The following is a 23,292-nucleotide window of genomic DNA, read 5'->3' on the forward strand; positions in this document are numbered from 1 at the left end:
GTGAGGTTAATCAGTCTCACCGTGTTTAAATTTCATCAGATCGCGGCGCTCTTTTTTATCCGGTCGCCGGTCCGGGTGGGGCATCGTCAGCGCGTTCATTTTGCGCGCCAGCGCGGTCTTCTCGCGCTTTTCAATGCTCTCCGCCGTCTCTTCATAAAGCAGTACGGCTTCCGCTGCAGGTCGACGCTGTTCGGTAATGGCTTTAATCACCACCGTACGTTCATCGTTGCCCTGACGCAGCGTTAAGGTCGCATTCAGCTCAACCAGCTTGCTCGGTTTGCTGCGCTGGCCGTTGTAATGCACTTTTCCGCCGTCAACCATCTCGCGGGCGAGGGCGCGTGTTTTATAAAAACGCGCTGCCCACAGCCATTTATCCAGTCTTACCCCGTCAGAGGGTTTTTCTTTCATGGCGTCTCCTTCACGGTCAGTGAGGGGATCATCTGGCGATAGTCGTTCAGCCCAGGGTGGCGCAGATAGCTTTTTTCAGCCAGGCCAGAGTCAGGATTGGTCACGCCCAGACAGTAGCGAATGCCAAACCTTGCCGCGGAATCCAGAATGGGCTCGCTGTCATCAATGAACAGCGTACGTTCTGGCTGCAAACCCGTCTCTTCCCTCACCGCATGCCACAACCGCTGATCCTCTTTCGGATAACCAAATGTGTGGGTGGAAAGTAATAAATCAAGGTGCGACGCCAGACCGGTATGCTCCAGCTTCACCGCCAGATTATGTGGATGTGCGTTGGTCAGCAAAATACGGCGCTTGCCGCTTGCTTTCAGCGCATCCAGAAAGGGCACGGTATCATCGCGCAGAACGGCGCGCGGGCCCTGGGCGGTGGTCATGGCACAAATATCCAAACCGAGGCGCTCGCTCCAGTAGTCAAGACAGTACCAGTTTAGCGTATGTTGTACCGCGCTATATTGCGAACGAATGAATGCCTGCGCTTCTGCCGGGGAGATCCCCTGCTGTTCGCCGTAGGTTTCAGGAACCAGCGTTTGCCAGAAATAGTTATCAAAGGCGAGATCGAGCAGCGTGCCGTCCATATCCAGCAGAACGGTATCAACCTCCTGCCAGGCGATATCAAGATGCATTAGGGGGAACTCCAGCCAGAAGAAACGTGCGCGACAGGGTAGCACATCTTGTCGCGCAACGACGTTATCAGATCAGGCTCTCAGACGAGGGGATCAGCTTAGGATTGAGGCAGTTTTCATAATACTGCTGGATGTCGGCAAGCCGGGTGCGCGAGCGCTGGTAGCGGCGCAGGGCCATAAAGCCGTTCCAGAAAATGGCGGCAAGCATCGCGGTCATCAGCAGAGAGGTGCCGATGTAGCGCCATAAACCTGCACTGTCTGGCATCCGGTGCAGGCCGATATGGCGAGTGCCGTTGGCATCGGTGTAGATGCTTGTGACAATCCCTTCGGCGCTGAACGGCGTTTGCATCAGCATCTGCGCCAGGCGCTGGAATTGGCTCCACTGCTCCTGCGCCGGGTAGTCATAAAGCGCAACCTGAGGATATGGCTGATCGACCAGGTCGCTGCCTTCATCGCTGGCAATCACAAATCCGCCCGGTGCCGGGCTGTTCAGCGCCTGAGCCGCACGGGTGGTCTCGCGCATCATGAACGGCGAGGTCGAGGTGGCGACCAGGTTATCCAGCGATTCAGCGCTCACCGGCCGCAGCAGCACGTTAACACCATCCAGTCGTCCCGCTTCGGCGCGTTTTACCAGCGAGTCCCAGTCCTTACTGTTACCCAGGTTTACCAGGGCGTTTTTAAGACGTATGCACTCATCCTGAGAGGAGCATAAATCCTGCGTTTTCAGGACGATGTCACCAAAATCATCCAGCAGAACCATGCCTGATTTCTGAATGGCCGAGCGCAGCGCAGGGCTGACGCGCGAATCATCGTCCGGTTTCGGGTGCAGCTGGCGGTTCACCGTCTGGGTCAGCGCCGTGGCCTTATTCACTACTTCGGATTCCGGCAGCGGCAGCGGCGGCGCGTCGTTCCAGATAATTTGCGAGCAGTCGAACGGCATGAACGGCGAGTTCTGGCGGGTGTTCCACGCCCCCGGGGTGTGAATATTACACATCCCGGTCCCCTTCAGGCGCAGCGTGTCCCCCACGCGTACACCGGCTTCATCCAGCTTGTTGACGCTGGTCGCTTCGATGGTTTGCGCGCCTTTGATCCACGACAGAGTGAATTTAATGGGCATATCCAGCGGCACGAAGAGCAGCAGCATAACTAAGACCAGCGCGGCGCCGCCGGCAATGACCGCGCTGCGCAGCCAGTGCTGAAGCGGGAAATTTTTCACTTCATCATGCAGAGAAAGGAAGCGCCCCTGACGCACAACGTGGCGGTCAAGGTAGATATCAATATCGGTTTTCTGCCCTAAGTCCTGCGCAATCCACGGTTGCCAGTGGCGCGGGTAGATAAGGTCGATAATACCGAGTGAAATATTGTTGAGATGTTCCTGATCGTTTTCACCAAACAGGCCCCAGCGCTTTGGCGTACCGCGCAGGCAGTGGATCTCTCGTAACGAGGTTTTGGCCGGTGGGGCAAAGAGTCCCCACAGCCCGGCTGCCAGCAGCAGCACCGCGCCTCCCGCCAGCCAGGGAACAAACACATCCGGCGTGAGCAGGCAGATAAAAAAGAGCAGGAAGGCCGCGACGATCAGAATGGCTTCACGGATACCGTCCGGGCGGCTCAGGGCGTACTCTTCATGCGTTTCCTGGCGAATGTTCAGCAGTTCGATCTGCTCTGTCTCTTCGCCACGAATGGACGCCTGCGTTGAACTCGCGCGTTCCAGCGCAAAACGAGGGGCTTCCTGAAGGTATTCATTCAGCGTATGGCCGTTAAGCGTGATTACCAGAGGCAACGAATCGGTGTGAATCAGCTCAACGCTGTTTTCGTCATTAATGTATTGCTCCCAGGACGGGGGCAGATGCACTTCGACGGAATCAAGGTAATAGCGCCATTTGTTGGGGTCATCAGTGGTAATGCCATAGCGCGTGATGGAGCGCGTCACGCACAGCACGGTATCACTTTGCGCATTAAGCTTTAGCGCGACGGGCGCAGCGGTGGCTCCCGTTGGCCCAGGCGTTAACTGAGTACGGTTCAGGATTTCGAGATAGTTTTCAACCGCATCGCGCTCGTCCTGCGTGAGTTTACGCGTGCTCGCACCCGCAAATGCGTTTAAAAAGGGCAGACGATAACGGCGCTGTACGCGGCGCCTGTACAACCACCCTGCAACCAACGCGCCGGCCAGCATAGCAGCGAGAACAATCAAAATGGTGCTCATGCTTTCCCCATCTTACTTATCTTCTTACAGGTGTAGTCAGTAGCACCTTTACATTGAATGAGAGTCTGTGGCTGGCTATCGGCAAGTATGGAGTCGAACTTGAGCATTCTGAAGCGCATCCCAGTGACCGGTGATGATAGCAAAGCCTGTTATGGCGCGATATCAGCAAATTCCTGGAAACATTTCAACCTCTTGACATTTGTTTTGAATTGAGGATTGATCCCTGATACGTTGCATAAATGTAAATAAAGAACGATTGACATTGCCGAAACCGTGCGGCATATCGCACAATAACGCCAGTTCTCACTGCTAAGACCCATCAAGATGAGCAAACCATTACAAAAACCCACCATTCTGAATGTTGAAACTGTCGCCAAATCGCGCCTGTTTAATGTCGAAAGTGTGGACCTGGAGTTCAGCAACGGTGTGCGTCGCGTTTATGAACGTATGCGCCCCTCTTCGCGCGAAGCGGTGATGATTGTTCCCATCGTCGACGATCATCTGATTTTGATCCGCGAATACGCTGTGGGAACGGAATCTTACGAGCTTGGATTCTCGAAAGGGCTTATCGACCCGGGTGAAACCGTCTTTGAAGCGGCAAACCGCGAGCTAAAAGAAGAGGTCGGCTTCGGTGCGAATGAGCTTTCATTCCTGAAAAAGCTGAGCATGGCGCCGTCCTATTTTTCCAGCAAAATGAATATCGTGGTGGCTGAAGACCTCTATCCTGAATCGCTGGAAGGGGATGAGCCGGAGCCGCTGCCGCAGGTTCGCTGGCCGTTAGCGCACCTGATGGATCTGCTGGAAGACCCTGACTTTAATGAGGCTCGCAACGTGAGCGCGCTGTTCCTGGTACGGGAATGGTTGAAGGGGCAGGGGCGACTGTAGTGGCCTGATGCCCTCACCCCAACCCTCTCCCACGGGAGAGGGAGAAAACACAAAAACGGCAACCAGAGGTTGCCGTTTTGCTTTACTGTCAGAACAGCTCGTGCGTCTCGCCGTTATCAATAATCTCTGTCCCCACCTCGTGCACCGCCTGCGTGGTTGGCTGCGTGCCCTCGATGAAATACTCTTCGCGACTATTACCGCCGTTGGCGAGCTGACCGGTGCTGCGGTCGATATTAACCGTCACCACACCTGGCGGTGGCGTTAACGGCTGCTCCGGCACGCCTTCAAGCACGGACTTCATGTAGGCGTCCCAGGCGGGCTGCGCGCTTTTAGCTCCGCCTTCGTAGCCGGAAATCTGATCCTTAATCGCGCCGGAGGCCGTTGTACGACCTAGGTCACGGCGGTGATCGTCGAAACCGATCCAGACCGATGTCACCACGCCCGGCCCGTAACCGGAGAACCACGCATCTTTCGAACTGTTGGTTGTCCCCGTTTTACCGCCGATGTCATGGCGCTGCAAATCACGCCCTGCGCGCCAGCCTGTACCCTGCCAGCCCGGTTCACCGAAGATGTTGGTGTTCAGCGCGCTTTTGATCAGGAACGACAGCGGCGTGTTGATCACATGCGGGGCATACTCCGGCGCACCGGTCTGTGCCACCAGCGACTGGTTAGCCTGCTCAAGCTGCGGCTGCGGCACGACGCCGTTCTGCTGCTCCTGAGACACGGCAGGATCTTCCATGTCCTTGTTTTCAAGCACCTCGGATTTCGGCGTATTGCCATAAATGACCGGAATATCGCAGTCAGGACAGGCTATCTTCGGCTTCGCTTCGAACAGCACGCCGCCCTGGTCGTTTTCGATCTTGCTGATGAAGTACGGGTCAATCAGGAAGCCGCCGTTGGCCATCACCGAGTACCCGCGTGCGACCTGAAGCGGCGTAAACGAGGCGGAGCCTAACGCCAGCGACTCGGTGCGAACGATGTTCTGCGCCGGGAAACCGAAGCGCTGCAGATACTCTGCGGCATAGTCGACGCCCATCGCGCGCATGGCGCGCACCATCACCACGTTTTTCGACTGCCCCAGCCCCTGACGGAGACGAATAGGACCGGCATACTCCGCGGGGGAATTCTTCGGCTGCCAGTCGGAACCGGCACCGGCATCCCAGCGGGAGATCGGCACGTCGTTCAGGATGCTGGCGAGGGTCAAGCCCTTATCCATCGCTGCCGTGTAGAGGAACGGTTTGATATTGGAACCGACCTGACGCAGCGCCTGGGTGGCGCGGTTAAATTTGCTCTGGTTGAAATCAAACCCGCCGACCAGGGCCAGGATGGCACCGTTCTGTGGGTTGATAGAGACCAGGGCCGAGTTGACGTCCGGCACCTGGGCCAGCCACCAGGATTCGCCTACCTTGCGCACCCAGATTTGCTGCCCGGTTTGTACCGCATCGGTCACTTTACGCGGCGTTGCGCCCTGCAGCGTATCCGAGCGGTACGGACGCGCCCAGCGGATACCGTCCATACGCAGGGAGACGGAGGTGCCGTCCGCGAGCGTCGCAACGGCTTCCTGAGGATCGGCCTGCGTCACCACGGCAGGAAGGAGCGGACCATAGGTTGACAGCGCCTTCAGCGTACTGGTGATTTTTTTGCTGTCCCACGCGCTTTCGCCCACTTTCCAGAGCACGTTTGACGGGCCGCGATAGCCGTGACGCATATCGTAGTCCATCACGTTGTTCCGCACTGCTTCCTGAGCCGCCTGCTGGACCTTGCGGGTGACGGTGGTGTACACGCGATAGCCATCTTCATAGGCCTTGTCACCATAGCGATTCACCATCTCCTGGCGAACCATTTCGGTCAGGTAAGGGGACGCGAAGGCGATCTCAGGGGCGTGGTAGTTAGCGTCAATCACATCGTTACGCGCCTGGTCGTACTCGCTCTGGCTGATGTAGCCTTCGCTCAGCATACGTGACAGGACGACGTTACGACGCGCGGTGGCGCGATCGAGCGAGTAGAGCGGGTTGAACGTGGACGGCGCTTTCGGCAGACCGGCAATGGTTGCCATTTCGCTTAAGGTGAGTTGCTCAACAGGCTTACCGAAGTAAACCTGAGCGGCAGCCCCCACGCCATAGGCGCGGTAGCCCAGGTAGATTTTGTTGAGGTACAGCTCAAGGATTTCGTCTTTGCTCAGCAGCTGCTCAATACGGATCGCAAGGAACACCTCTTTGATCTTACGTATCAGCGTCTTTTCAGGGCTGAGGAAGAAGTTACGCGCCAGCTGCTGCGTAATGGTACTCGCCCCCTGAGAGGCGTGACCAGAGAACAGCGCAATGCTCGCGGCACGGAAAATCCCCACCGGATCGACACCGTGGTGCTCGTAGAAACGGCTGTCCTCCGTGGCGATAAAGGCTTTCACCATCACAGGGGGGATTTGGTTTAAGGTCAGCGGAATACGACGCTTCTCGCCATACTGCGCCATCAGCTCGCCATCGGCGCTATAGACCTGCATCGGGATCTGGAGTCGCACATCGCGAAGCGTGGCGACATCAGGTAGCTGTGGCTCAATATATTTGTACAAACCGTAAATCGAGCCTGCTCCCAGCAGAATGCAACAAACTGCAAGGATGAATAAATACTTTACGAACTTCACCGGAGATTTCCCATTTGGTTTCACTTGGGCAGTTTCTAAACAATCGCGCGGTAGTATAAAGGCAAGCCTGATTCATTGATATAGCCGTCAAGGTGACGGGCGATAAGGAGATCGTGAAGCATGGCTTTCAAAACATGGCAAACGGGCGTTCATATTCAACAGGATAGGGTGCTGATCGTTGCGTTGGCCCGGGAGAAGTCCGGCTGGTGCTTGCGCCGCTGGTGGGCGATTCCTCTGGCCGAAGGCATCATTCGTGACGGCAAAATTTGTCAGCCAGAACAGCTGGTTGATGCGCTACGCGACTGGCGGAAAACGCTGCCGCACTACCACCGGGTGTTCCTCTCTTTCCCGGCAGCACGCACCCTGCAGCGGTCGCTTCCCCGCCCGTCAGTAGCATTGCGCGACAGCGAGCAGCTCTCATGGCTTGGCGCGGCGCTCGCGCGCGAACTGGAGATGTCTGCCGATACGCTCTGTTTCGATTACGCGCAGGACACCTTCAGCAATACCTTTCACGTGACCGCCGCGCAAAACAACGAGGTCGACACCCTTCTGGCGCTGGCGAAAACGCTGCGTGTGCGGCTGGTGGCCATTACGCCGGATGCCAGCGCGCTGGCCAATCTTCTTCCTGCGGTGGCACCAGCGACGTGCATCGCCTGGCGGGACGATCGGCAGTGGCTGTGGGCGATGCGCCACCAGTGGGGACGCCGCCTTACCACAGAAGCCGAAAGCGTGGCCGAACTGGCGGCGCTGCTGGCGCTTGGACCGGATGACATCGCGCTGTTTGATAACCGACGTAACCCGTGGGAAATCCTGGAACGCTGCCATGCCCCGCTACCGGACTGCGGCGCTGATTATACCGTTGCGCTGGCGCTGGCCATGAGCGAGGTGCCCGGATGAGCATCATGAACTTTCTGCCCTGGCGACAGCAGCGGCGCGCGCGATGCCTGCGCTTCTGGGGCGCAATGTCTGTCGGCACCGTGCTGTTGATGTTCGTGGTCATGTTCGGTCTGCGGATGAACCCTCTTATGAGGCTGCACGCGCTGCAAACGGATCTGACGGGAATGCAGACCGTGCAGCACGCGCTTCTCTCCCGGCAGAAACTCGCCTCACAGGCGCAGATGCCGGCGCAGACACTTCAGCGACGCGCATGGCAACCGGTGCTGGAATCCCTTTCCCGCACCATGCCGGCACAGGTCTGGCTGACAGAGCTGCGCTATCAGCCTCCCGCGCTGATGCTGAGCGGGTATGCCCTAACCCTGTCGGCCCTGTCTGCTCTGCGCGACGCGCTTGGCCAAATCGCGGGTTTTACGCCCGGGACGACGGGTGAGCTTCGACGGGACAGCCAGGGGCGCTGGGTGTTCACCCTTTATCTTAAAAGCGAGGGTTAACGCGTGGATACCCTGTTAGAACGCTGGTGCGAAAGCCGTCCCTGGTATCGGGTGCTCTTCTGGTGTCTGGGGAGCCTCCTGGCCGGACTGGCCGCGTGGGGCACCTTGCTCAGACCGGTAGAAAGGCAGTGTGCTGAACGACAACACCAGTTGATTCAGGATGCAAGAACTAACGCAGCGTTATGGCCTGCCGTCAGAAAGATGCCGTTTCGTCCGGAAACACCGGAATCGTGGGAACTGATATCTTTTTCCCCGCTCGATTTTCAGGGCGATAACGCGACGCTGGTTCACTGGAAGCCGCTGCAGAACGGAGGGGAACTGATGCTGGAGGTTGAGTGGCAGGCGCTTCCGGCACTTTTTTCCCGACTGGCGCAGCGGGATGTGCAGATCGCCGCTTTTGCGATTTCGCCACAAGGTAAAGCACTGCGCCTGCGGCTGGAGCTGGAACATGCGAAATAGCGCGCGATATTTGCTGGTTTGCTCAGCGCTGCTATTGACCGGCATGCGCGATCCGTTTCGCCCGCCGGACGATCCTTGTGCCATTGGCGAGCTGGCGCAGTGGCGCTATCGCGGCATGGTGGGAGGAGAGCAGGCTATCGGCATTTTACAGGATGGGCAAAAGCGCTGGTACCGGCTGAAAACGCATGAGCGCTTCCCGGCGGGCTGGACGATAACAGCTATCAATGAAACGGAACTGGTTGTTGATGTGGGTGACACATGTGAACCAGGAACATGGACGTGGCAACGAGAAGGAACGGATAAGAATGAATTTACGGATAATGCTGTGGCTGCTGGCGTTCAGCCATCCGCTGTGGGCCGCCGCGCCAAAACCGGTCACGCTGGTGGTGGATGACGTGCCTGTAGTCCAGGTGCTGCAGAGCCTGGTCGCACAGGAGAATCGAAATCTGGTGATATCGCCTGACGTCGGCGGCTCGCTTTCGCTCAACCTGACGCGCGTCCCCTGGCGGCAAGCGTTACAGACGGTTGTCACCAGCGCTGGCCTCGTTTTGCGAGAGGAGGGCGGCATTTTTTATGTTCATACCGCGGCCTGGCAGCGTGAACAGCAGGAGCGCTCAGAACAGGAGCGAACGCGTCGACAGCTTGAGGCACCGCTGGTTTCTCACAGCCTCGCTTTCTCCTATGCCGATGCCGGAGAGCTGCAAAAAGACGCGGAAAAACTCCTGAGCCCAAAGGGAAGTTTGTCTCTCGACAAACGCACCAACCGGCTGCTGATTCGCGATAACCAGACGGTGGTGGAGACGCTGCAGCGCTGGGCCGCTCAGATGGATATACCCGTCGAACAGGTCGAGCTGGCGGCGCATATTGTGACCATTAATGAAAAAAGCCTGCGTGAGCTAGGGGTGAAATGGAATCTCGCCGACGCCGCCGACGCGGGCAAGGTTGGCCAGCTCACCACGCTTGGTAGCGATCTTTCCGTCGCCAGCGCCACCAGCCACGTGGGTTTTAACATCGGACGGATCAATGGTCGGCTGCTGGATCTGGAGCTTTCTGCGCTGGAGCAAAAACAGCAGGTCGATATCATCGCCAGCCCGCGGCTGCTGGCCTCGCATATGCAACCGGCCAGCATCAAGCAGGGGAGTGAAATACCGTATCAGGTCTCAAGCGGTGAAAGCGGGGCAACCTCCGTTGAGTTTAAAGAGGCGGTATTAGGGATGGAGGTCACGCCGGTGGTCTTACCGGGAGGGCGCGTGCGCCTGAAATTGCACATCAGTGAAAATATGCCGGGACAGGTTCTGCAGCAGGCGGACGGCGAAACGCTGGCGATCGACAAACAGGAGATAGAAACCCAGGTGGAGGTAAAAAGTGGAGAAACGCTGGCGTTGGGCGGAATTTTTTCGCAGAAGAACAAAACCGGCAGCGACAGCGTGCCGGGGCTGGGGAAAATCCCCTGGCTTGGGCAGCTTTTTCGCCACGATGGGAAGGATAATGAACGGCGCGAGCTAGTGGTGTTTATTACACCACGTCTGGTCGGTATTCGCTGACGGGTAACGATCCCCGCAATGATTTTGCATTCAGTTTGTTGCAGATGTTTGACGTGGGGCATGAATTAGCATACAAGGAGTACCGATTTGAGTTGGACTTACGTCTTATTACCTTATGCGCCCGGCGCGGTGATTTAATCAGTTGCCAAACAAGCCGGAGTATTGAGATAATTTTTAGTCTGACTCTCGCTCTATTGCATATGAGGTTTCAGTTCATGTCCTGCTACGCTGGGTGTCTGCGAAGCGGGAATTACCATTAACGAATAGTCTTAGTAGTACCGATAAAATGGCAGAGAAACGCAATATCTTTCTGGTTGGGCCTATGGGTGCCGGCAAAAGCACTATTGGGCGTCAGTTAGCTCAACAACTCAATATGGAATTTTACGATTCTGATCAAGAGATTGAGAAACGAACCGGAGCTGATGTGGGCTGGGTTTTCGATGTAGAAGGCGAAGAAGGTTTCCGTGACCGAGAAGAAAAAGTGATCAACGAACTCACGGAAAAACAGGGCATCGTTCTGGCAACAGGCGGCGGTTCTGTGAAATCTCGCGAAACCCGTAACCGTCTCTCCGCCCGTGGCGTAGTGGTCTATCTTGAGACGACCATCGAGAAACAGCTGGCACGTACGCAGCGCGATAAAAAGCGCCCGCTGCTGCAGGTTGAAACGCCACCACGCGAAGTTCTGGAAGCGTTGGCCGATGAACGCAATCCGCTGTATGAAGAGATTGCCGACGTGACCATTCGTACTGACGACCAGAGCGCTAAAGTGGTTGCAAACCAGATTATTCATATGCTGGAAAGCAACTGATTCTGGCTTTATATACACTCGCCTGCGGGTAAAAGCATTAAAGGTGGATGTCGCGTCATGGAGAGGATTACAGTTACTCTCGGGGAACGTAGTTACCCTATCACCATCGCGGCTGGTTTGTTTAACGACCCAGCTTCCTTTTTACCACTGAAAGCGGGTGATCAGGCGATGCTGGTCACCAATGAGACGCTGGCTCCGCTTTATCTCGACCGCGTACGCCACCTGCTTGAGCAGGCCGGCGTAAAAGTCGACAGTGTGATTCTCCCCGATGGCGAGCAGTATAAAAGCCTGACGGTACTGGATACCGTCTTTACCGCATTGCTGCAAAAACCGCACGGTCGCGATACAACACTGCTTGCCCTGGGCGGCGGTGTTGTGGGCGATCTGACCGGCTTTGCGGCCGCAAGCTATCAACGTGGCGTCCGTTTTATTCAAATCCCGACCACGTTGCTGTCCCAGGTCGACTCCTCTGTGGGTGGCAAAACGGCAGTCAACCATCCGCTCGGCAAAAACATGATTGGCGCGTTCTACCAGCCCGCATCGGTGGTGGTGGATCTCGACTGTCTGAAAACCCTGCCGAAGCGCGAACTGGCTTCGGGTCTGGCAGAAGTGATCAAATACGGCATTATTCTCGATGGCGAGTTCTTTAGCTGGCTTGAAGAGAATATGGATGCGTTGCTGGGCCTGGATGAGGCTACACTGGCATACTGCATTCGTCGTTGTTGTGAACTGAAAGCAGAAGTTGTCGCTGCAGACGAGCGTGAAACGGGCTTACGTGCTTTACTGAATCTTGGGCATACGTTTGGCCACGCCATTGAAGCCGAGATGGGTTACGGCAACTGGCTGCACGGTGAAGCCGTCGCGGCCGGTATGGTCATGGCAGCGCGCACCTCTGAACGTCTGGGGCAGTTTAAACCTGAAGAGACGGCACGCATCATTGCGCTGCTTGAGCGTGCAGGTTTGCCGGTAACCGGGCCGCAGGAGATGTCGGCGCAAGCGTATTTACCCCACATGATGCGCGATAAAAAAGTATTGGCAGGTGAGATGCGTCTTGTACTCCCGCTTGCAATAGGGAAGAGTGAAGTGCGCGGCGGAGTGCCGCACGATGTCGTTCTTGGCGCTATCGCTGATTGTCAGCAGGCGTAACAACTAGAAAGGTCAGGCCACTGTCGCCGGTGGTCGTTTAGCTTCAGGTGAAATGCAAAGTCGTTAGCATAAGCCTTTGAGTGGGGTGTTAAATGGATGAATTCAAACCAGAAGACGAGCTGAAACCCGATCCCAGCGATCGTCGTACTGGTCGTTCTCGTCAATCTTCAGAACGTGATAACGAGCCGCAGATCAACTTTGACGATGTTGATCTGGATGCAGACGATCGTCGCCCTTCGCGCAGCCGCAACGCGCACGAAGAGCGAGCAGAAGAGGATTATGAGTCCGAAGAAGATTCAATGGACGAACAGCCTGTAGAGCGTCGCCCGCGTAAACGTAAAAAAGCCGCTGCGCCTAAACCGGCGTCCCGCCAGTACATTATGATGGGCCTTGGCGTTCTGGTGCTTGTGCTGCTGATTGTCGGCATTGGCTCCGCGCTTAAAGCACCGTCAACGAACTCAACCGAGCAAACTGCTTCCGCTGAGAAGAGCATCAACCTGTCCGGTAACGATGCGACCAATCAGGCGAATGGCGCACAGCCTGCACCGGGTGCGACTTCCGCAGAGCAGACCGCAGGTAACACCACAGCGCCGCAGGATGTTTCTCTGCCGCCCGTTTCTTCAACCCCAGCTCAGGGTCAGGCACCTGCTACGCCTGAAGGCCAGCAGCGCGTAGAAGTTCAGGGTGACCTGAACAATGCGCTTACGCAGCCGCAGAACCAGCAGCAGGTTGATAACGTCGTGGTTAACTCTACGCTGCCAACTGAGCCGGCAACCGTTGCCCCAATTCGCGGCGGTAACGCTCAGCCACAAACGGCTGCGACGGAAACCAAACCGCGCCAGACGCAAACTGCGACGCGTCCTGAACGTAAGCAGGCGGTGATTGAGCCTAAGCGTGAAACCAAACCTCAGGCAGTCGTAAAAGCGCCTGAAGTGAAAGCGGTACCGGCACAGCCGAAACGCACCGAAACGGCTGCGGTGAGCGAGCCTGCTAAAGCGCCAGTCACGCAGACTGCGCCGAAAGCAACGGCAACCACAGCTGCACCTGCAGCCACGGCTCCGGCAGCCACGGCAACAGCCTCCAGCAGCGCCGCAGGCAAAACTGCAGGTAACGTTGGCTCGATGAAGTCTGCGCCATCCAGCAACTACACGCTGCAGCTGAGCAGTTCGTCTAACTATGACAACCTCAACAGCTGGGCGAAGAAATCAAATCTGAAAGACTATGTTGTTTATCAGACGACCCGTAACGGTCAACCGTGGTATGTGCTGGTCAGCGGCGTTTATTCGTCCAAAGATGAAGCGAAACGTGCCGTAGCGGCACTGCCAGCGGATGTTCAGGCAAAAAATCCCTGGGCGAAGCCGATTCATCAGGTTCAGGCCGATCTGAAGTAATGTTTAAAGCGCAGGATGCTGTCGGAGCTTTCTCCACAGCCGGAGAAGGTGTAATCAGTTAGTCAGCATGAAAAAAAATCGCGCTTTTCTGAAATGGGCAGGGGGGAAATACCCCCTGCTCGATGATATTAAAAAGCACCTGCCAAAAGGCGAGTGTCTAATCGAGCCTTTCGTGGGTGCGGGATCGGTGTTCCTCAACACCGATTTTTCTCGTTATATCCTGGCGGATATCAACAACGACCTTATCAGCCTCTATAACATTGTTAAGCTGCGTACCGAAGAGTATGTCGCAGAGGCGCGCAAACTGTTTACGCCGGAGAATAATCAGCCGGACGTTTACTACCAGTTCCGCACTGAGTTTAATCAGAGTCAGGATCCGTTCCGTCGGGCGCTGCTGTTCCTCTATCTCAACCGTCATGGTTACAACGGCCTGTGCCGCTATAACCTGCGCGGAGAATTTAACGTGCCGTTTGGTCGCTATAAGCGCCCGTATTTCCCGCAGGACGAGCTGTACCACTTTGCCGAAAAAGCGCAGAACGCAGAGTTTCATTGCCTCTCCTATGAAGAGTGTATGGAGCTGGCAGGCGTAAACTCGGTGGTTTACTGTGACCCGCCTTACGCACCATTGTCTGCAACGGCGAATTTCACCGCTTATCACACCAACAGCTTCAGCCCGGCCGAACAGGCCCGTCTGGCGGAGATGGCAGAAAAGCTGGTCAGCAAAAGAATTCCGGTGTTAATTTCGAATCACGACACGCCTGATACGCGCGAATGGTACAAAGCCGCGAAGCATTTTCAGGTCAAAGTGCGGCGTAGCATTAGCAGCAACGGCGGCACTCGTAAAAAGGTGGACGAACTTCTGGCTCTTTATCGCCCCTGAGCCGTTTTGCCCGCCGGTAAACACATTTCAAGGAGAAGCGGATGAAACAGTTTTTGATTGCTCCCTCAATTCTGTCGGCCGATTTTGCCCGCCTGGGTGAAGACACTGCCAAAGCTCTCGCGGCTGGCGCAGATGTCGTCCATTTCGACGTTATGGACAACCACTACGTCCCTAACCTGACCATTGGCCCAATGGTGCTCAAGGCATTACGTAACTATGGCATTACCGCGCCTATCGACGTTCACCTGATGGTGAAGCCTGTCGATCGCATCGTGCCTGATTTCGCCGCAGCGGGTGCCAGCATCATCACTTTCCATCCGGAAGCCTCTGAACACGTGGACCGCACGCTGCAGCTGATCAAAGAGAACGGCTGTAAGGCGGGCCTGGTGTTTAACCCGGCCACGCCGCTGAGCTATCTCGACTATGTCATGGACAAGCTGGACGTGATTCTGCTGATGTCCGTTAACCCGGGCTTTGGCGGCCAGTCGTTCATTCCCCACACGCTGGATAAGCTGCGTGAAGTACGCCGTCGTATTGATGAGTCAGGTTACGATATTCGTCTGGAAGTGGACGGCGGTGTGAAAGTGAATAACATTGGTGAAATTGCGGCGGCCGGCGCGGATATGTTCGTTGCTGGTTCGGCAATTTTCGACCAACCGGATTACAAAAAAGTCATTGATGAAATGCGCCGTGAGCTGGCGAAGGTAAGTCATGGATAAATTGCAGGCAATTCGGGGTGTGGCATTCGACCTCGACGGCACGCTGGTCGACAGCGCGCCGGGCTTAACGAGCGCCGTAGACCAGGCGCTGTACGCCCTTGAACTCCCCGTTGCGGGGGAAGAGCGCGTGGTAACGTGGATTGGCAACGGCGCCGATGTCCTGATGGAGCGCGCGTTGACGTGGGCGCGTCAGGAGCGCGCGTCGCAGCGTTCCGCGCAGGGTAAACCGAGCGTTGACCACGCTGACATCCCTAAGGATGAGCAGCTGCGGATTCTGCGCAAACTGTTCGATCGTTTCTACGAAGAGACCGTCGAGGAGGGCAGTTTCCTGTTCCCGGACGTTCAGGAAACGCTGAGCGCGCTGCACGCGAAGGGCATTCCGCTGGGGCTGGTGACCAACAAACCGACGCCGTTTGTTGCACCGCTGCTGGAAGCGCTCGATATCGCGAAGTATTTCACCGTGATTGTGGGCGGTGACGACGTGCAGAACAAAAAGCCGCATCCGGAACCGCTGTTGCTGGTGGCAGGAAAATTATCCTTAACGCCTGCGGAGCTGCTCTTTGTCGGGGATTCGCGCAATGATATTCTGGCTGCCCGAGCGGCTGGGTGTCCTTCCGTCGGATTAACCTATGGCTACAACTACGGTGAAGCCATCACATTAAGTGAGCCGGATGTGGTCTTCGACCACTTCAAAGATTTGTTGCCCGCACTCGGGCTTTCGCACAGTGAACATCAGGAATTGAATAATGACTAAGCCCATCGTTTTTAGTGGCGCACAGCCTTCAGGTGAATTGACCATTGGTAACTACATGGGTGCGTTACGTCAGTGGGTCAGCATGCAGGATGAGTACCATTGCATTTACTGCATCGTCGATCTCCATGCGATTACCGCGCGTCAGGATCCTGAGAAGCTGCGTAAAGCCACCCTGGACACCCTGGCGCTGTACCTGGCCTGCGGCATCGATCCTGAGAAGAGCACCATTTTCGTTCAGTCTCACGTGCCGGAGCACGCGCAGCTGGGCTGGGCGCTGAACTGCTACACCTATTTCGGCGAGCTGAGCCGTATGACTCAGTTCAAGGATAAATCCGCGCGCTACTCTGAAAACATCAACGCCGGCCTGTTCGACTATCCGGTGCTGATGGCGGCTGACATCCTGCTATATCAGACCAACCAGGTGCCGGTGGGTGAAGACCAGAAGCAGCACCTGGAGCTGAGCCGCGATATCGCCCAGCGCTTTAACGCGCTTTATGGCGACGTGTTTAAAGTGCCAGAGCCGTTTATTCCGAAATCCGGCGCGCGCGTTATGTCGCTGCTGGAGCCGACCAAGAAGATGTCCAAGTCTGACGATAACCGCAACAACGTTATCGGCCTGCTGGAAGATCCGAAATCCGTCGTCAAAAAGCTCAAGCGCGCGGTCACCGACTCCGACGAGCCGCCTGTGGTGCGCTACGACGTACAGAACAAAGCGGGCGTTTCCAACCTGCTGGATATCCTCTCCGGCGTGACTGGCCAGAGCATTCCTGAACTGGAAAAACACTTCGAAGGCAAGATGTACGGCCACCTGAAAGGTGAAGTGGCAGACGCCGTTTCCGGCATGCTGACCGAGCTGCAGGAGCGTTATCACCGCTACCGTAACGACGAAGCTTTCCTGCAGAAGGTGATGAAAGACGGCGCGGAAAAAGCCAGCGCGCGCGCGTCCGAAACCCTGAAAGCGGTGTACGAAGCGATTGGGTTTGTGGGTAAACCGTAGGTAAAAGCAAAACGGTAACCACGTTACCGTTTTTAGGGTTGTTCCCTCTCCCTGTGGGAGAGGGGTAGGGTGAGGCCATCAGGCCGCACTTCCCTAAACAAAAAAACCGGGATATCCCGGTTTTTTTACGCCTGAAAATCGCTTACTGCTGCGCCGCCGGGCCGCAACCGCCGATGATCTTCGAAATGGAGATCGCCGGGTGCAGCAGGTAATCGTAGCTGCAGTTATTTTTGGTGTTCTGTACATGACCGGTACAGGCAGTCAGAGTCGATAACAGGCCAACCAGAACGGCGGCTTTTGCCAGTTTGAACATACGCATTCCTTGTCTTAAAAACGAAAGTTGGATGTAACTCAGGGGAATAAAGGGAGAAATTCCACTTCGGGCGGTATGTTATCGACAGCAGTAAGAGGGGAGTAGTCCGCATAAGGACTACTCCGCAAAGGAAGAATATGCGTTAGTGATTTGAGAACCAGTTCAGCTTATCGCGCAGCTCAACCACGCGACCCACCACAATCAGCGCCGGGCTTTCGACCTGCTGCGCCAGCTCACCGAGCTGCGTCAGTACACCATTCACCACGCGTTGCTTGATGGACGTACCGTTTTCCACCAGCGCAACCGGCATATCAGCCTCCATGCCGTGCTCCAGCAGCTTCACCTGAATCGTCGCGGCCTGGTTCAGCCCCATGTAGAACACCAGCGTCTGCTTTTCCGCGGCCAGGTTATGCCAGTCCAGCTCTCTGCCGGTTTTCAGATGGCCCGTCACCAGACGCACGCTCTGGGCATAGTCGCGGTGGGTCAGCGGAATGCCAGAGTAAGCTGAGCAGCCGGATGCCGCCGTAATGCCCGGCACCACGGAGAAGGGAATACCCGCGTCACACAGGGTTTCCAGCTCCTCGCCGCCGCGACCAAAGATAAACGGATCGCCACCCTTAAGGCGCACCACGCGCTTACCTTTCTGCGCCTCGCGCAACAGGATCTGGTTAATCTCCTCCTGCGGTACGCAGTGATAGCCCGCCCGCTTGCCCACGAAGACGCGGTCGGCGTCGCGGCGCACCAGGTTCATGATGTCATCGGAGACCAGACGGTCGTAAACCACGGTATCGGCCTGCTGGATCTGCTGTAGCCCTTTTAGCGTCAGCAAGCCCGCATCGCCGGGGCCTGCGCCCACCAGCACCACTTCACCGCGATGGTCCAGCGGTTCGCTCAGCAGCTGTTCGGTGGTCTCTTCAACGGCTTTGGTGTCCTGATTCGCCAGCGACTGCGCCAGCCTGTCGTTCACAAAGAATTTTTCCCAGAAGCGACGACGCTCGCCCACGGTCGAAAAGGTTTGCTTCACGCGGGAGCGGAGCTGCCCGGCGTAATGCGCAATCTGACCAAGATGCTGGGGCAACAGGGCTTCCAGTTTTTCCCGCAGCAGGCGGGCGAGAACCGGGGAGCGTCCGCCGGACGATACGGCTATCATCAGCGGCGAGCGGTCGATAATCGACGGCATGATGAAGCTGGCCTCTTTCGGCGCATCCACCATGTTGCAGAAAATTCTGCGCGCTTCGCAGGCATCGCTCACGCGCTGGTTCACTTCATCGTCATCCGTCGCTGCAATAGTCAGCCAGCAGGTATCCAGCAGGGACTCATCAAACTCTCCCTGTTCCAGCGTAAGCATCCCTTCCTGGGCCCAGACCTCAAACTGGGGGGCGAAGGACAGGGCATTCACGGTCAGGCGGGCGCCAGCCTCTAACAGCAGTCGCGCTTTGCGTTCGGCCACATCGCCGCCGCCCACAAGCAGGCAGTCGCGGTTACGTAATTGACAGAAAATCGGCAGGTGATCCACGACGTTACCTCGCAGCTTTCATGGAGGGGGTAAGAATTGACGTCAGGATAACAGCAGGAATCGTACAAAACATACGGTTTTTCCTGCCGTTACCCATAAGGGGTCATAAGCTTTTCGTATTGAAAAGGCGGGGGATCAGCCTTTCAGCTGCACCTTGCCGTCCTTCACGCGAACGTCATAGTGCTTCACTGAATGACTCTCATCTTCCATGCAGTAACCGTCGCTTAAGCGGAAACGCTGCTTTTTCAGCGGGCTGGCGACCCACAGTTCGCCCTGATGCTCGGCAATCAGTCCGCGGGAAAGCACGCTGGCCTCGAAGAACGGGTCGATATTGCTGATGGCAAAAACCTGTTCATCGTGGCGAGGGCGGAAAATCGCAACCTGCTCGCTGCCCAGCAGCGCGCATACGCCGGTGGCCGGGATGATGTCGTTAATATCGCAAATGTTTATCCACTGGCTCATGCGTTTTCCTCCACCAGCGTGACCGGAATTCGTTCATACGGTGTCGCCGGACGATGCTGTTCACGCTCGGGTACTACCTGTACGTTCGGGTCGCGCTGGGCGCTGTTGATGAAGTGTTTGAAGCGCGTTTGCGCCGCCGGGGTGTTGACGGTTTCAGTCCACTCGCAGATCACCGCCTCGCGCAGGCGCGCCATCTCGGCTTCCAGATGTTCGTTCAGGCCCAGCTTGTCGTCGATGATGACCGATTTCAGGTAGTCGATACCGCCTTCCAGGTTATCGAGCCAGGAGGCGGTACGGGTCAGCTTATCGGCGGTACGGATGTAGAACATCATGAAGCGGTCGAGATACTGAATCAGCGTGTCGCGATCGAGATCCGCCGCCAGCAGGTCCGCATGGCGTGGCTTCATCCCGCCGTTGCCGCAGACGTACAGGTTCCAGCCCTTCTCGGTGGCGATGATCCCCACGTCTTTACCCTGCGCTTCCGCACATTCGCGGGTACAGCCGGAGACGCCAAACTTCATTTTGTGCGGGGTGCGGATGCCTTTGTAGCGGTTCTCCAGCTCCACGCCGAAGCCCACGCTGTCGCCCACGCCGTAGCGGCACCAGGTGCTGCCCACGCAGGTTTTCGCCATGCGCAGCGCTTTGGCGTACGCGTGGCCGGTTTCGAAGCCGGCTTCAATCAGCTGACGCCAGATTTCCGGCAGGTCATCCTTCTGCGCGCCAAACAGGCCGATACGCTGGGAGCCGGTGATTTTGGTGTACAGGTTAAATTCACGGGCAATACGGCCCACGGCCACCAGCCCTTCCGGCGTGATTTCGCCACCGGCGGAACGTGGAATAACGGAGTAGGTGCCGTCTTTCTGGATGTTTGCCAGGAAGTTATCGTTGGTGTCCTGCAGCGGCGTATGCTCGGGCTTGAGCACGTACTCGTTCCAGCAGGAGGCCAGCAGGGAGCCGACGGTCGGTTTACAGACTTCGCAGCCGTAGCCCTGGCCGTGCTTCGCCAGCAGTTCGTCGAAGGACTTAATGCCCTCCACGCGGATCAGGTGGTACAGCTCCTGGCGCGAATACGCGAAGTGCTCGCACAGGTTGTTGTTCACTTCGATGCCCTGTTTCGCCAGCTCGGCGTTCAGCACCTGCGTGACCAGCGGAATACAGCCGCCGCAGCCGGTACCGGCTTTGGTTTCCGCTTTCAGCGCCGCCACGGTGTGGCAGCCTTTGTTGATGGCGGAGATCAGCATGCCTTTGGTGACGTCGAAGCAGGAGCAAATCTGTGCGCTGTCCGGCAGTTTATCCACGCCGATAGACGGCTTGCCGCTGGACGCATGAGCCGGGAGGATCAGCGCGTCCGGGTTTTCCGGCAGTTCGATGGCGTTCAGCACCAGCTGGAGCAGGTTGCCGAAGTCGCTGGTGTCACCCACCAGCACCGCGCCGAGCAGGGTTTTGTTGTCCTGGCTGACGATAAGACGTTTGTAGACTTCTTTGCTTTCGTCGAGATAGACATAGCTGCGGGAATTCGGGGTGCGGCCATGCGCATCGCCAATACCGCCCACGTCCACGCCCAGCAGCTTCAGCTTGGCGCTCATGTCTGCACCGGTAAACGCGTTTTCGCTGCCGAGGATATGGTCCACGGCCACCTGCGCCATTTTGTAGCCCGGTGCCACCAGACCGTAGACGCGGTTGTTCCAGCTGGCGCATTCGCCAATCGCGTAGATATCCGGATCGGAGGTCTGGCAGGTGTCGTTGATCATGATCCCGCCGCGCTGCGCCACGGCCAGACCGCACTGGGTCGCCAGCTTGTCGCGCGGACGAATACCGGTGGAGAAGACGATGAAGTCCACTTCCAGCTCGCTGCCGTCGGCAAAGCGCATGGTTTTGCGCGCTTCAGTACCTTCCTGAACGATCTCTTTGGTGTTCTTGCTGGTGTGAACCTTCACGCCCATGCTTTCGATTTTACGACGCAGCTGGTCACCGCCCATGTGGTCGAGCTGTTCAGCCATCAGCATCGGGGCAAATTCGATGACGTGGGTTTCAACGCCGAGGTTTTTCAGCGCGCCTGCCGCTTCCAGACCCAGCAGGCCGCCGCCGACCACCGCGCCGCGCCGGCTGCGACGGGCGCAGGACTCAATGGCGTTGAGGTCTTCAATGGTACGGTAGACGAAGCAATCCTGAGTTTCCGAGCCTTTGATCGGGGGGATCCACGGATAGGAGCCCGTCGCCATGATCAGCTTGTCGTAAAAAACCGTACGCCCGGCGCTGGAGTGGATCACTTTTTCCTGACGGTTGATGGTGATAGCGCGTTCGCCCACCAGCACTTTTACGCCATGCTTCTCGTAGAAACCTTCGCGCACCAGAGAGAGCTCTTCGGCGGTATGATGTGAGAAGTAGGAAGACAAGTGCACACGGTCGTACGCCTTGCGGGGTTCTTCACAGAACACGGTAATGTCGAAACGGTCGGCGTCGGCTTTATCGAGAAGATCCTCAATAAAGCGGTGGCCGACCATGCCGTTACCGATGATAGCGAGTCTGACTTTGCTCATTATTGCCTCGATTTCTTTTCTATTATTGCCTACCTTAACGATTCAGTAGGGGCGCTTATTGATGCAAATCAAATACGTCTTCGCCTACTCCTTAGGTGGTATATAACTGATTTGTCAGGATTTTTATAAGTGGCGGAAATCGCAGGCTTTTCGTGATCGTTGAATTTGTGTACAAATCAGGGGCGGTTTTGCCAAAATCGATACGCCTGAATATCAGCGGCGTTTTTTAGGGGAAGGGTATGTCTACAACACCGTTATGGCTTGTTCAGAATGTTCGTTTACCGGGTCGGGAAGGGCTGTGGCAGCTCGCCATTGAGAACGGGCGATTTGGTGACATCACCCCGATGGACGACACCCACGCCGAAAGTTATGAAGTATTGAACGCGCGCGGTGGGCTTGCTATCCCACCGTTCATTGAGCCGCATATCCATCTTGATACGACCCAGACCGCGGGTGAGCCGAGCTGGAACCAGTCCGGCACGCTGTTCGAAGGCATTGAGCGCTGGGCGGAGCGCAAGGCGTTGCTCAGCCATGAGGATGTTAAAGCGCGCGCCTGGAAAACGCTGAAGTGGCAAATTGCCAACGGCATCCAGTTTGTCCGTACCCATGTGGATGTCTCCGACCCGACGCTTACCGCCCTGAAGGCGATGCTGGAGGTGAAGCAGGAGGTTGCCCCGTGGGTGACGCTGCAAATCGTCGCGTTCCCGCAGGAAGGTATTCTCTCTTACCCGAACGGCGCGGCGCTGCTGGAAGAGGCGTTAAGGCTGGGAGCCGACGTGGTGGGGGCGATCCCGCACTTCGAGTTCACCCGCGAGTATGGCGTGCAGTCGCTGCATATCGCTTTTGAACTGGCGAAGAAGTATGACCGTCCGCTGGATATCCACTGCGATGAAATCGACGACGAGCAGTCGCGGTTTGTCGAGACGGTGGCAGCGCTGGCGTATGAGGCCGGCATTGGCCCGCGCGTGACGGCCAGCCACACCACCGCCATGCACTCCTACAACGGCGCTTACACCTCGCGGCTCTTCCGTCTGCTGAAAATGTCGGGGATTAACTTCGTCGCTAACCCGCTGGTCAATATTCATCTTCAGGGGCGCTTTGATGACTATCCGAAGCGCCGCGGCATCACCCGGGTGAAAGAGCTCCAGGAAGCGGGCATTAACGTCTGCTTCGGTCATGACGACGTCTTCGACCCGTGGTACCCGCTCGGCACCGGCAACATGCTGCAGGTGCTGCATATGGGGCTGCACGTCTGTCAGATGATGGGCTATCCGCAAATCGACAGCGGCCTGAATCTCATCACCCATAACAGCGCCCGTACCTTCGGCCTGAGCGATTACGGTATTGCCACGGGGAACCCGGCGAACCTGATTATTCTGCCTGTCGAGAGCGGGTTTGAAGCGGTGCGCTGTCAGGTGCCGGTGCGCTGGTCGATTCGTCAGGGACGCGTGATCGCCACGACGCAGCTGGCGCAGACGTGGATCCAGATGGATATCGGAGGAGAAGAGGTAAGTTTTGCCAGAAACAGCCCCTCTGCCGAGCGCAAAGGGGCGTAGGG

22 protein-coding genes are annotated in these 23,292 nt (G+C 56.9%); 14 read left to right on the forward strand and 8 right to left on the reverse strand.

Annotated features, from left to right (window positions below):
• Positions 1–6: 6 nt before the first annotated feature.
• From hslR to ACZ6J2_RS17325, 3 genes are all read right to left on the reverse strand, one after another.
• Positions 7–408 (reverse strand): ribosome-associated heat shock protein Hsp15, encoded by a 402-nt coding sequence (hslR, locus tag ACZ6J2_RS17315; protein ID WP_029740483.1) that lies wholly within the window; start codon positions 406–408, stop codon positions 7–9.
• On the reverse strand, positions 405–1,088 hold the full coding sequence (yrfG, locus tag ACZ6J2_RS17320; protein WP_471726310.1) for a GMP/IMP nucleotidase: 684 nt from the start codon (positions 1,086–1,088) through the stop codon (positions 405–407). Before yrfG ends, hslR begins: the two co-directional genes overlap by 4 nt.
• A 67-nt stretch (positions 1,089–1,155) precedes the next feature.
• Positions 1,156–3,291 carry an intracellular growth attenuator family protein gene (locus ACZ6J2_RS17325; protein ID WP_471726311.1) on the reverse strand — a complete coding sequence of 712 codons (2,136 nt, stop codon included), beginning with the start codon at positions 3,289–3,291 and terminating at the stop codon, positions 1,156–1,158.
• A 324-nt stretch (positions 3,292–3,615) separates the two neighbouring features.
• On the opposite strand from ACZ6J2_RS17325, the gene nudE reads away from it, so the two are divergent.
• Positions 3,616–4,176: an ADP compounds hydrolase NudE gene (gene nudE, locus ACZ6J2_RS17330; protein ID WP_008503041.1), complete on the forward strand. Its 561-nt coding sequence runs from the start codon at positions 3,616–3,618 to the stop codon at positions 4,174–4,176.
• A gap of 88 nt (positions 4,177–4,264) precedes the next feature.
• Here the strand turns inward: nudE and mrcA are convergent, their stop codons facing one another.
• A complete protein-coding gene (gene mrcA, locus ACZ6J2_RS17335; RefSeq protein WP_471726312.1) occupies positions 4,265–6,817 on the reverse strand; it encodes a peptidoglycan glycosyltransferase/peptidoglycan DD-transpeptidase MrcA in 2,553 nt (850 codons plus the stop codon).
• A gap of 120 nt (positions 6,818–6,937) precedes the next feature.
• On the opposite strand from mrcA, the gene ACZ6J2_RS17340 reads away from it, so the two are divergent.
• The 12 genes from ACZ6J2_RS17340 to trpS all read left to right on the forward strand — a co-directional run bounded on the left by ACZ6J2_RS17340 (position 6,938) and on the right by trpS (position 16,903).
• Positions 6,938–7,714 (forward strand): pilus assembly protein PilM, encoded by a 777-nt coding sequence (locus ACZ6J2_RS17340; RefSeq protein ID WP_159515052.1) that lies wholly within the window; start codon positions 6,938–6,940, stop codon positions 7,712–7,714.
• A 5-nt stretch (positions 7,715–7,719) separates the two neighbouring features.
• On the forward strand, positions 7,720–8,205 hold the full coding sequence (locus tag ACZ6J2_RS17345) for a PilN domain-containing protein (RefSeq protein WP_471726313.1): 486 nt from the start codon (positions 7,720–7,722) through the stop codon (positions 8,203–8,205).
• A gap of 3 nt (positions 8,206–8,208) precedes the next feature.
• Complete coding sequence (locus ACZ6J2_RS17350; RefSeq protein WP_471726314.1) at positions 8,209–8,664, forward strand: HofO family protein; 456 nt, start codon at positions 8,209–8,211, stop codon at positions 8,662–8,664.
• Entirely contained in the window at positions 8,654–9,058 is a 405-nt protein-coding gene (locus ACZ6J2_RS17355) for a HofP DNA utilization family protein (RefSeq protein ID WP_069303371.1), read from the forward strand. The genes ACZ6J2_RS17350 and ACZ6J2_RS17355 overlap by 11 nt, the downstream gene beginning before the upstream one ends.
• Positions 8,985–10,208: a DNA uptake porin HofQ gene (gene hofQ / locus ACZ6J2_RS17360; RefSeq protein WP_223862645.1), complete on the forward strand. Its 1,224-nt coding sequence runs from the start codon at positions 8,985–8,987 to the stop codon at positions 10,206–10,208. Before ACZ6J2_RS17355 ends, hofQ begins: the two co-directional genes overlap by 74 nt.
• A 286-nt stretch (positions 10,209–10,494) precedes the next feature.
• Complete coding sequence (gene aroK, locus ACZ6J2_RS17365; RefSeq protein ID WP_003861630.1) at positions 10,495–11,016, forward strand: shikimate kinase AroK; 522 nt, start codon at positions 10,495–10,497, stop codon at positions 11,014–11,016.
• Between the two features lie 57 nt (positions 11,017–11,073).
• Positions 11,074–12,162: a 3-dehydroquinate synthase gene (gene aroB, locus ACZ6J2_RS17370; protein ID WP_471726315.1), complete on the forward strand. Its 1,089-nt coding sequence runs from the start codon at positions 11,074–11,076 to the stop codon at positions 12,160–12,162.
• A 92-nt stretch (positions 12,163–12,254) separates the two neighbouring features.
• Positions 12,255–13,553, forward strand: a complete 1,299-nt coding sequence (gene damX / locus ACZ6J2_RS17375) for a cell division protein DamX (protein WP_033146809.1) — start codon at positions 12,255–12,257, stop codon at positions 13,551–13,553.
• A gap of 67 nt (positions 13,554–13,620) precedes the next feature.
• Positions 13,621–14,433, forward strand: coding sequence for an adenine-specific DNA-methyltransferase (gene dam / locus ACZ6J2_RS17380; RefSeq protein WP_033146808.1), 813 nt, complete (start codon positions 13,621–13,623; stop codon positions 14,431–14,433).
• A gap of 41 nt (positions 14,434–14,474) precedes the next feature.
• The gene (gene rpe / locus ACZ6J2_RS17385; RefSeq protein ID WP_024907923.1) at positions 14,475–15,152 is read left to right on the forward strand and encodes a ribulose-phosphate 3-epimerase; all 678 of its coding nucleotides are present in this window, start codon (positions 14,475–14,477) and stop codon (positions 15,150–15,152) included.
• On the forward strand, positions 15,145–15,906 hold the full coding sequence (gene gph / locus ACZ6J2_RS17390; protein ID WP_471726316.1) for a phosphoglycolate phosphatase: 762 nt from the start codon (positions 15,145–15,147) through the stop codon (positions 15,904–15,906). Before rpe ends, gph begins: the two co-directional genes overlap by 8 nt.
• The gene (gene trpS / locus ACZ6J2_RS17395; RefSeq protein WP_471726317.1) at positions 15,899–16,903 is read left to right on the forward strand and encodes a tryptophan--tRNA ligase; all 1,005 of its coding nucleotides are present in this window, start codon (positions 15,899–15,901) and stop codon (positions 16,901–16,903) included. Before gph ends, trpS begins: the two co-directional genes overlap by 8 nt.
• A gap of 142 nt (positions 16,904–17,045) precedes the next feature.
• Here trpS and ACZ6J2_RS17400 read toward each other — a convergent pair whose 3' ends face one another.
• From ACZ6J2_RS17400 to nirB, 4 genes are all read right to left on the reverse strand, one after another.
• Positions 17,046–17,216: a YhfL family protein gene (locus ACZ6J2_RS17400; RefSeq protein ID WP_008503029.1), complete on the reverse strand. Its 171-nt coding sequence runs from the start codon at positions 17,214–17,216 to the stop codon at positions 17,046–17,048.
• Between the two features lie 142 nt (positions 17,217–17,358).
• Positions 17,359–18,732 (reverse strand): siroheme synthase CysG, encoded by a 1,374-nt coding sequence (cysG, locus tag ACZ6J2_RS17405; protein ID WP_471726318.1) that lies wholly within the window; start codon positions 18,730–18,732, stop codon positions 17,359–17,361.
• A gap of 135 nt (positions 18,733–18,867) precedes the next feature.
• Entirely contained in the window at positions 18,868–19,194 is a 327-nt protein-coding gene (gene nirD / locus ACZ6J2_RS17410; RefSeq protein ID WP_023309475.1) for a nitrite reductase small subunit NirD, read from the reverse strand.
• Positions 19,191–21,734 carry a nitrite reductase large subunit NirB gene (gene nirB / locus ACZ6J2_RS17415; RefSeq protein ID WP_471726319.1) on the reverse strand — a complete coding sequence of 848 codons (2,544 nt, stop codon included), beginning with the start codon at positions 21,732–21,734 and terminating at the stop codon, positions 19,191–19,193. The genes nirD and nirB overlap by 4 nt, the downstream gene beginning before the upstream one ends.
• A 239-nt stretch (positions 21,735–21,973) precedes the next feature.
• Between nirB and ACZ6J2_RS17420 the strand changes: the two genes are divergently transcribed.
• Positions 21,974–23,290, forward strand: a complete 1,317-nt coding sequence (locus tag ACZ6J2_RS17420; protein ID WP_471726320.1) for a cytosine deaminase — start codon at positions 21,974–21,976, stop codon at positions 23,288–23,290.
• Positions 23,291–23,292: the final 2 nt, after the last annotated feature.

The sequence above is a fragment of the Enterobacter sp. E14S genome (assembly GCF_055666685.1).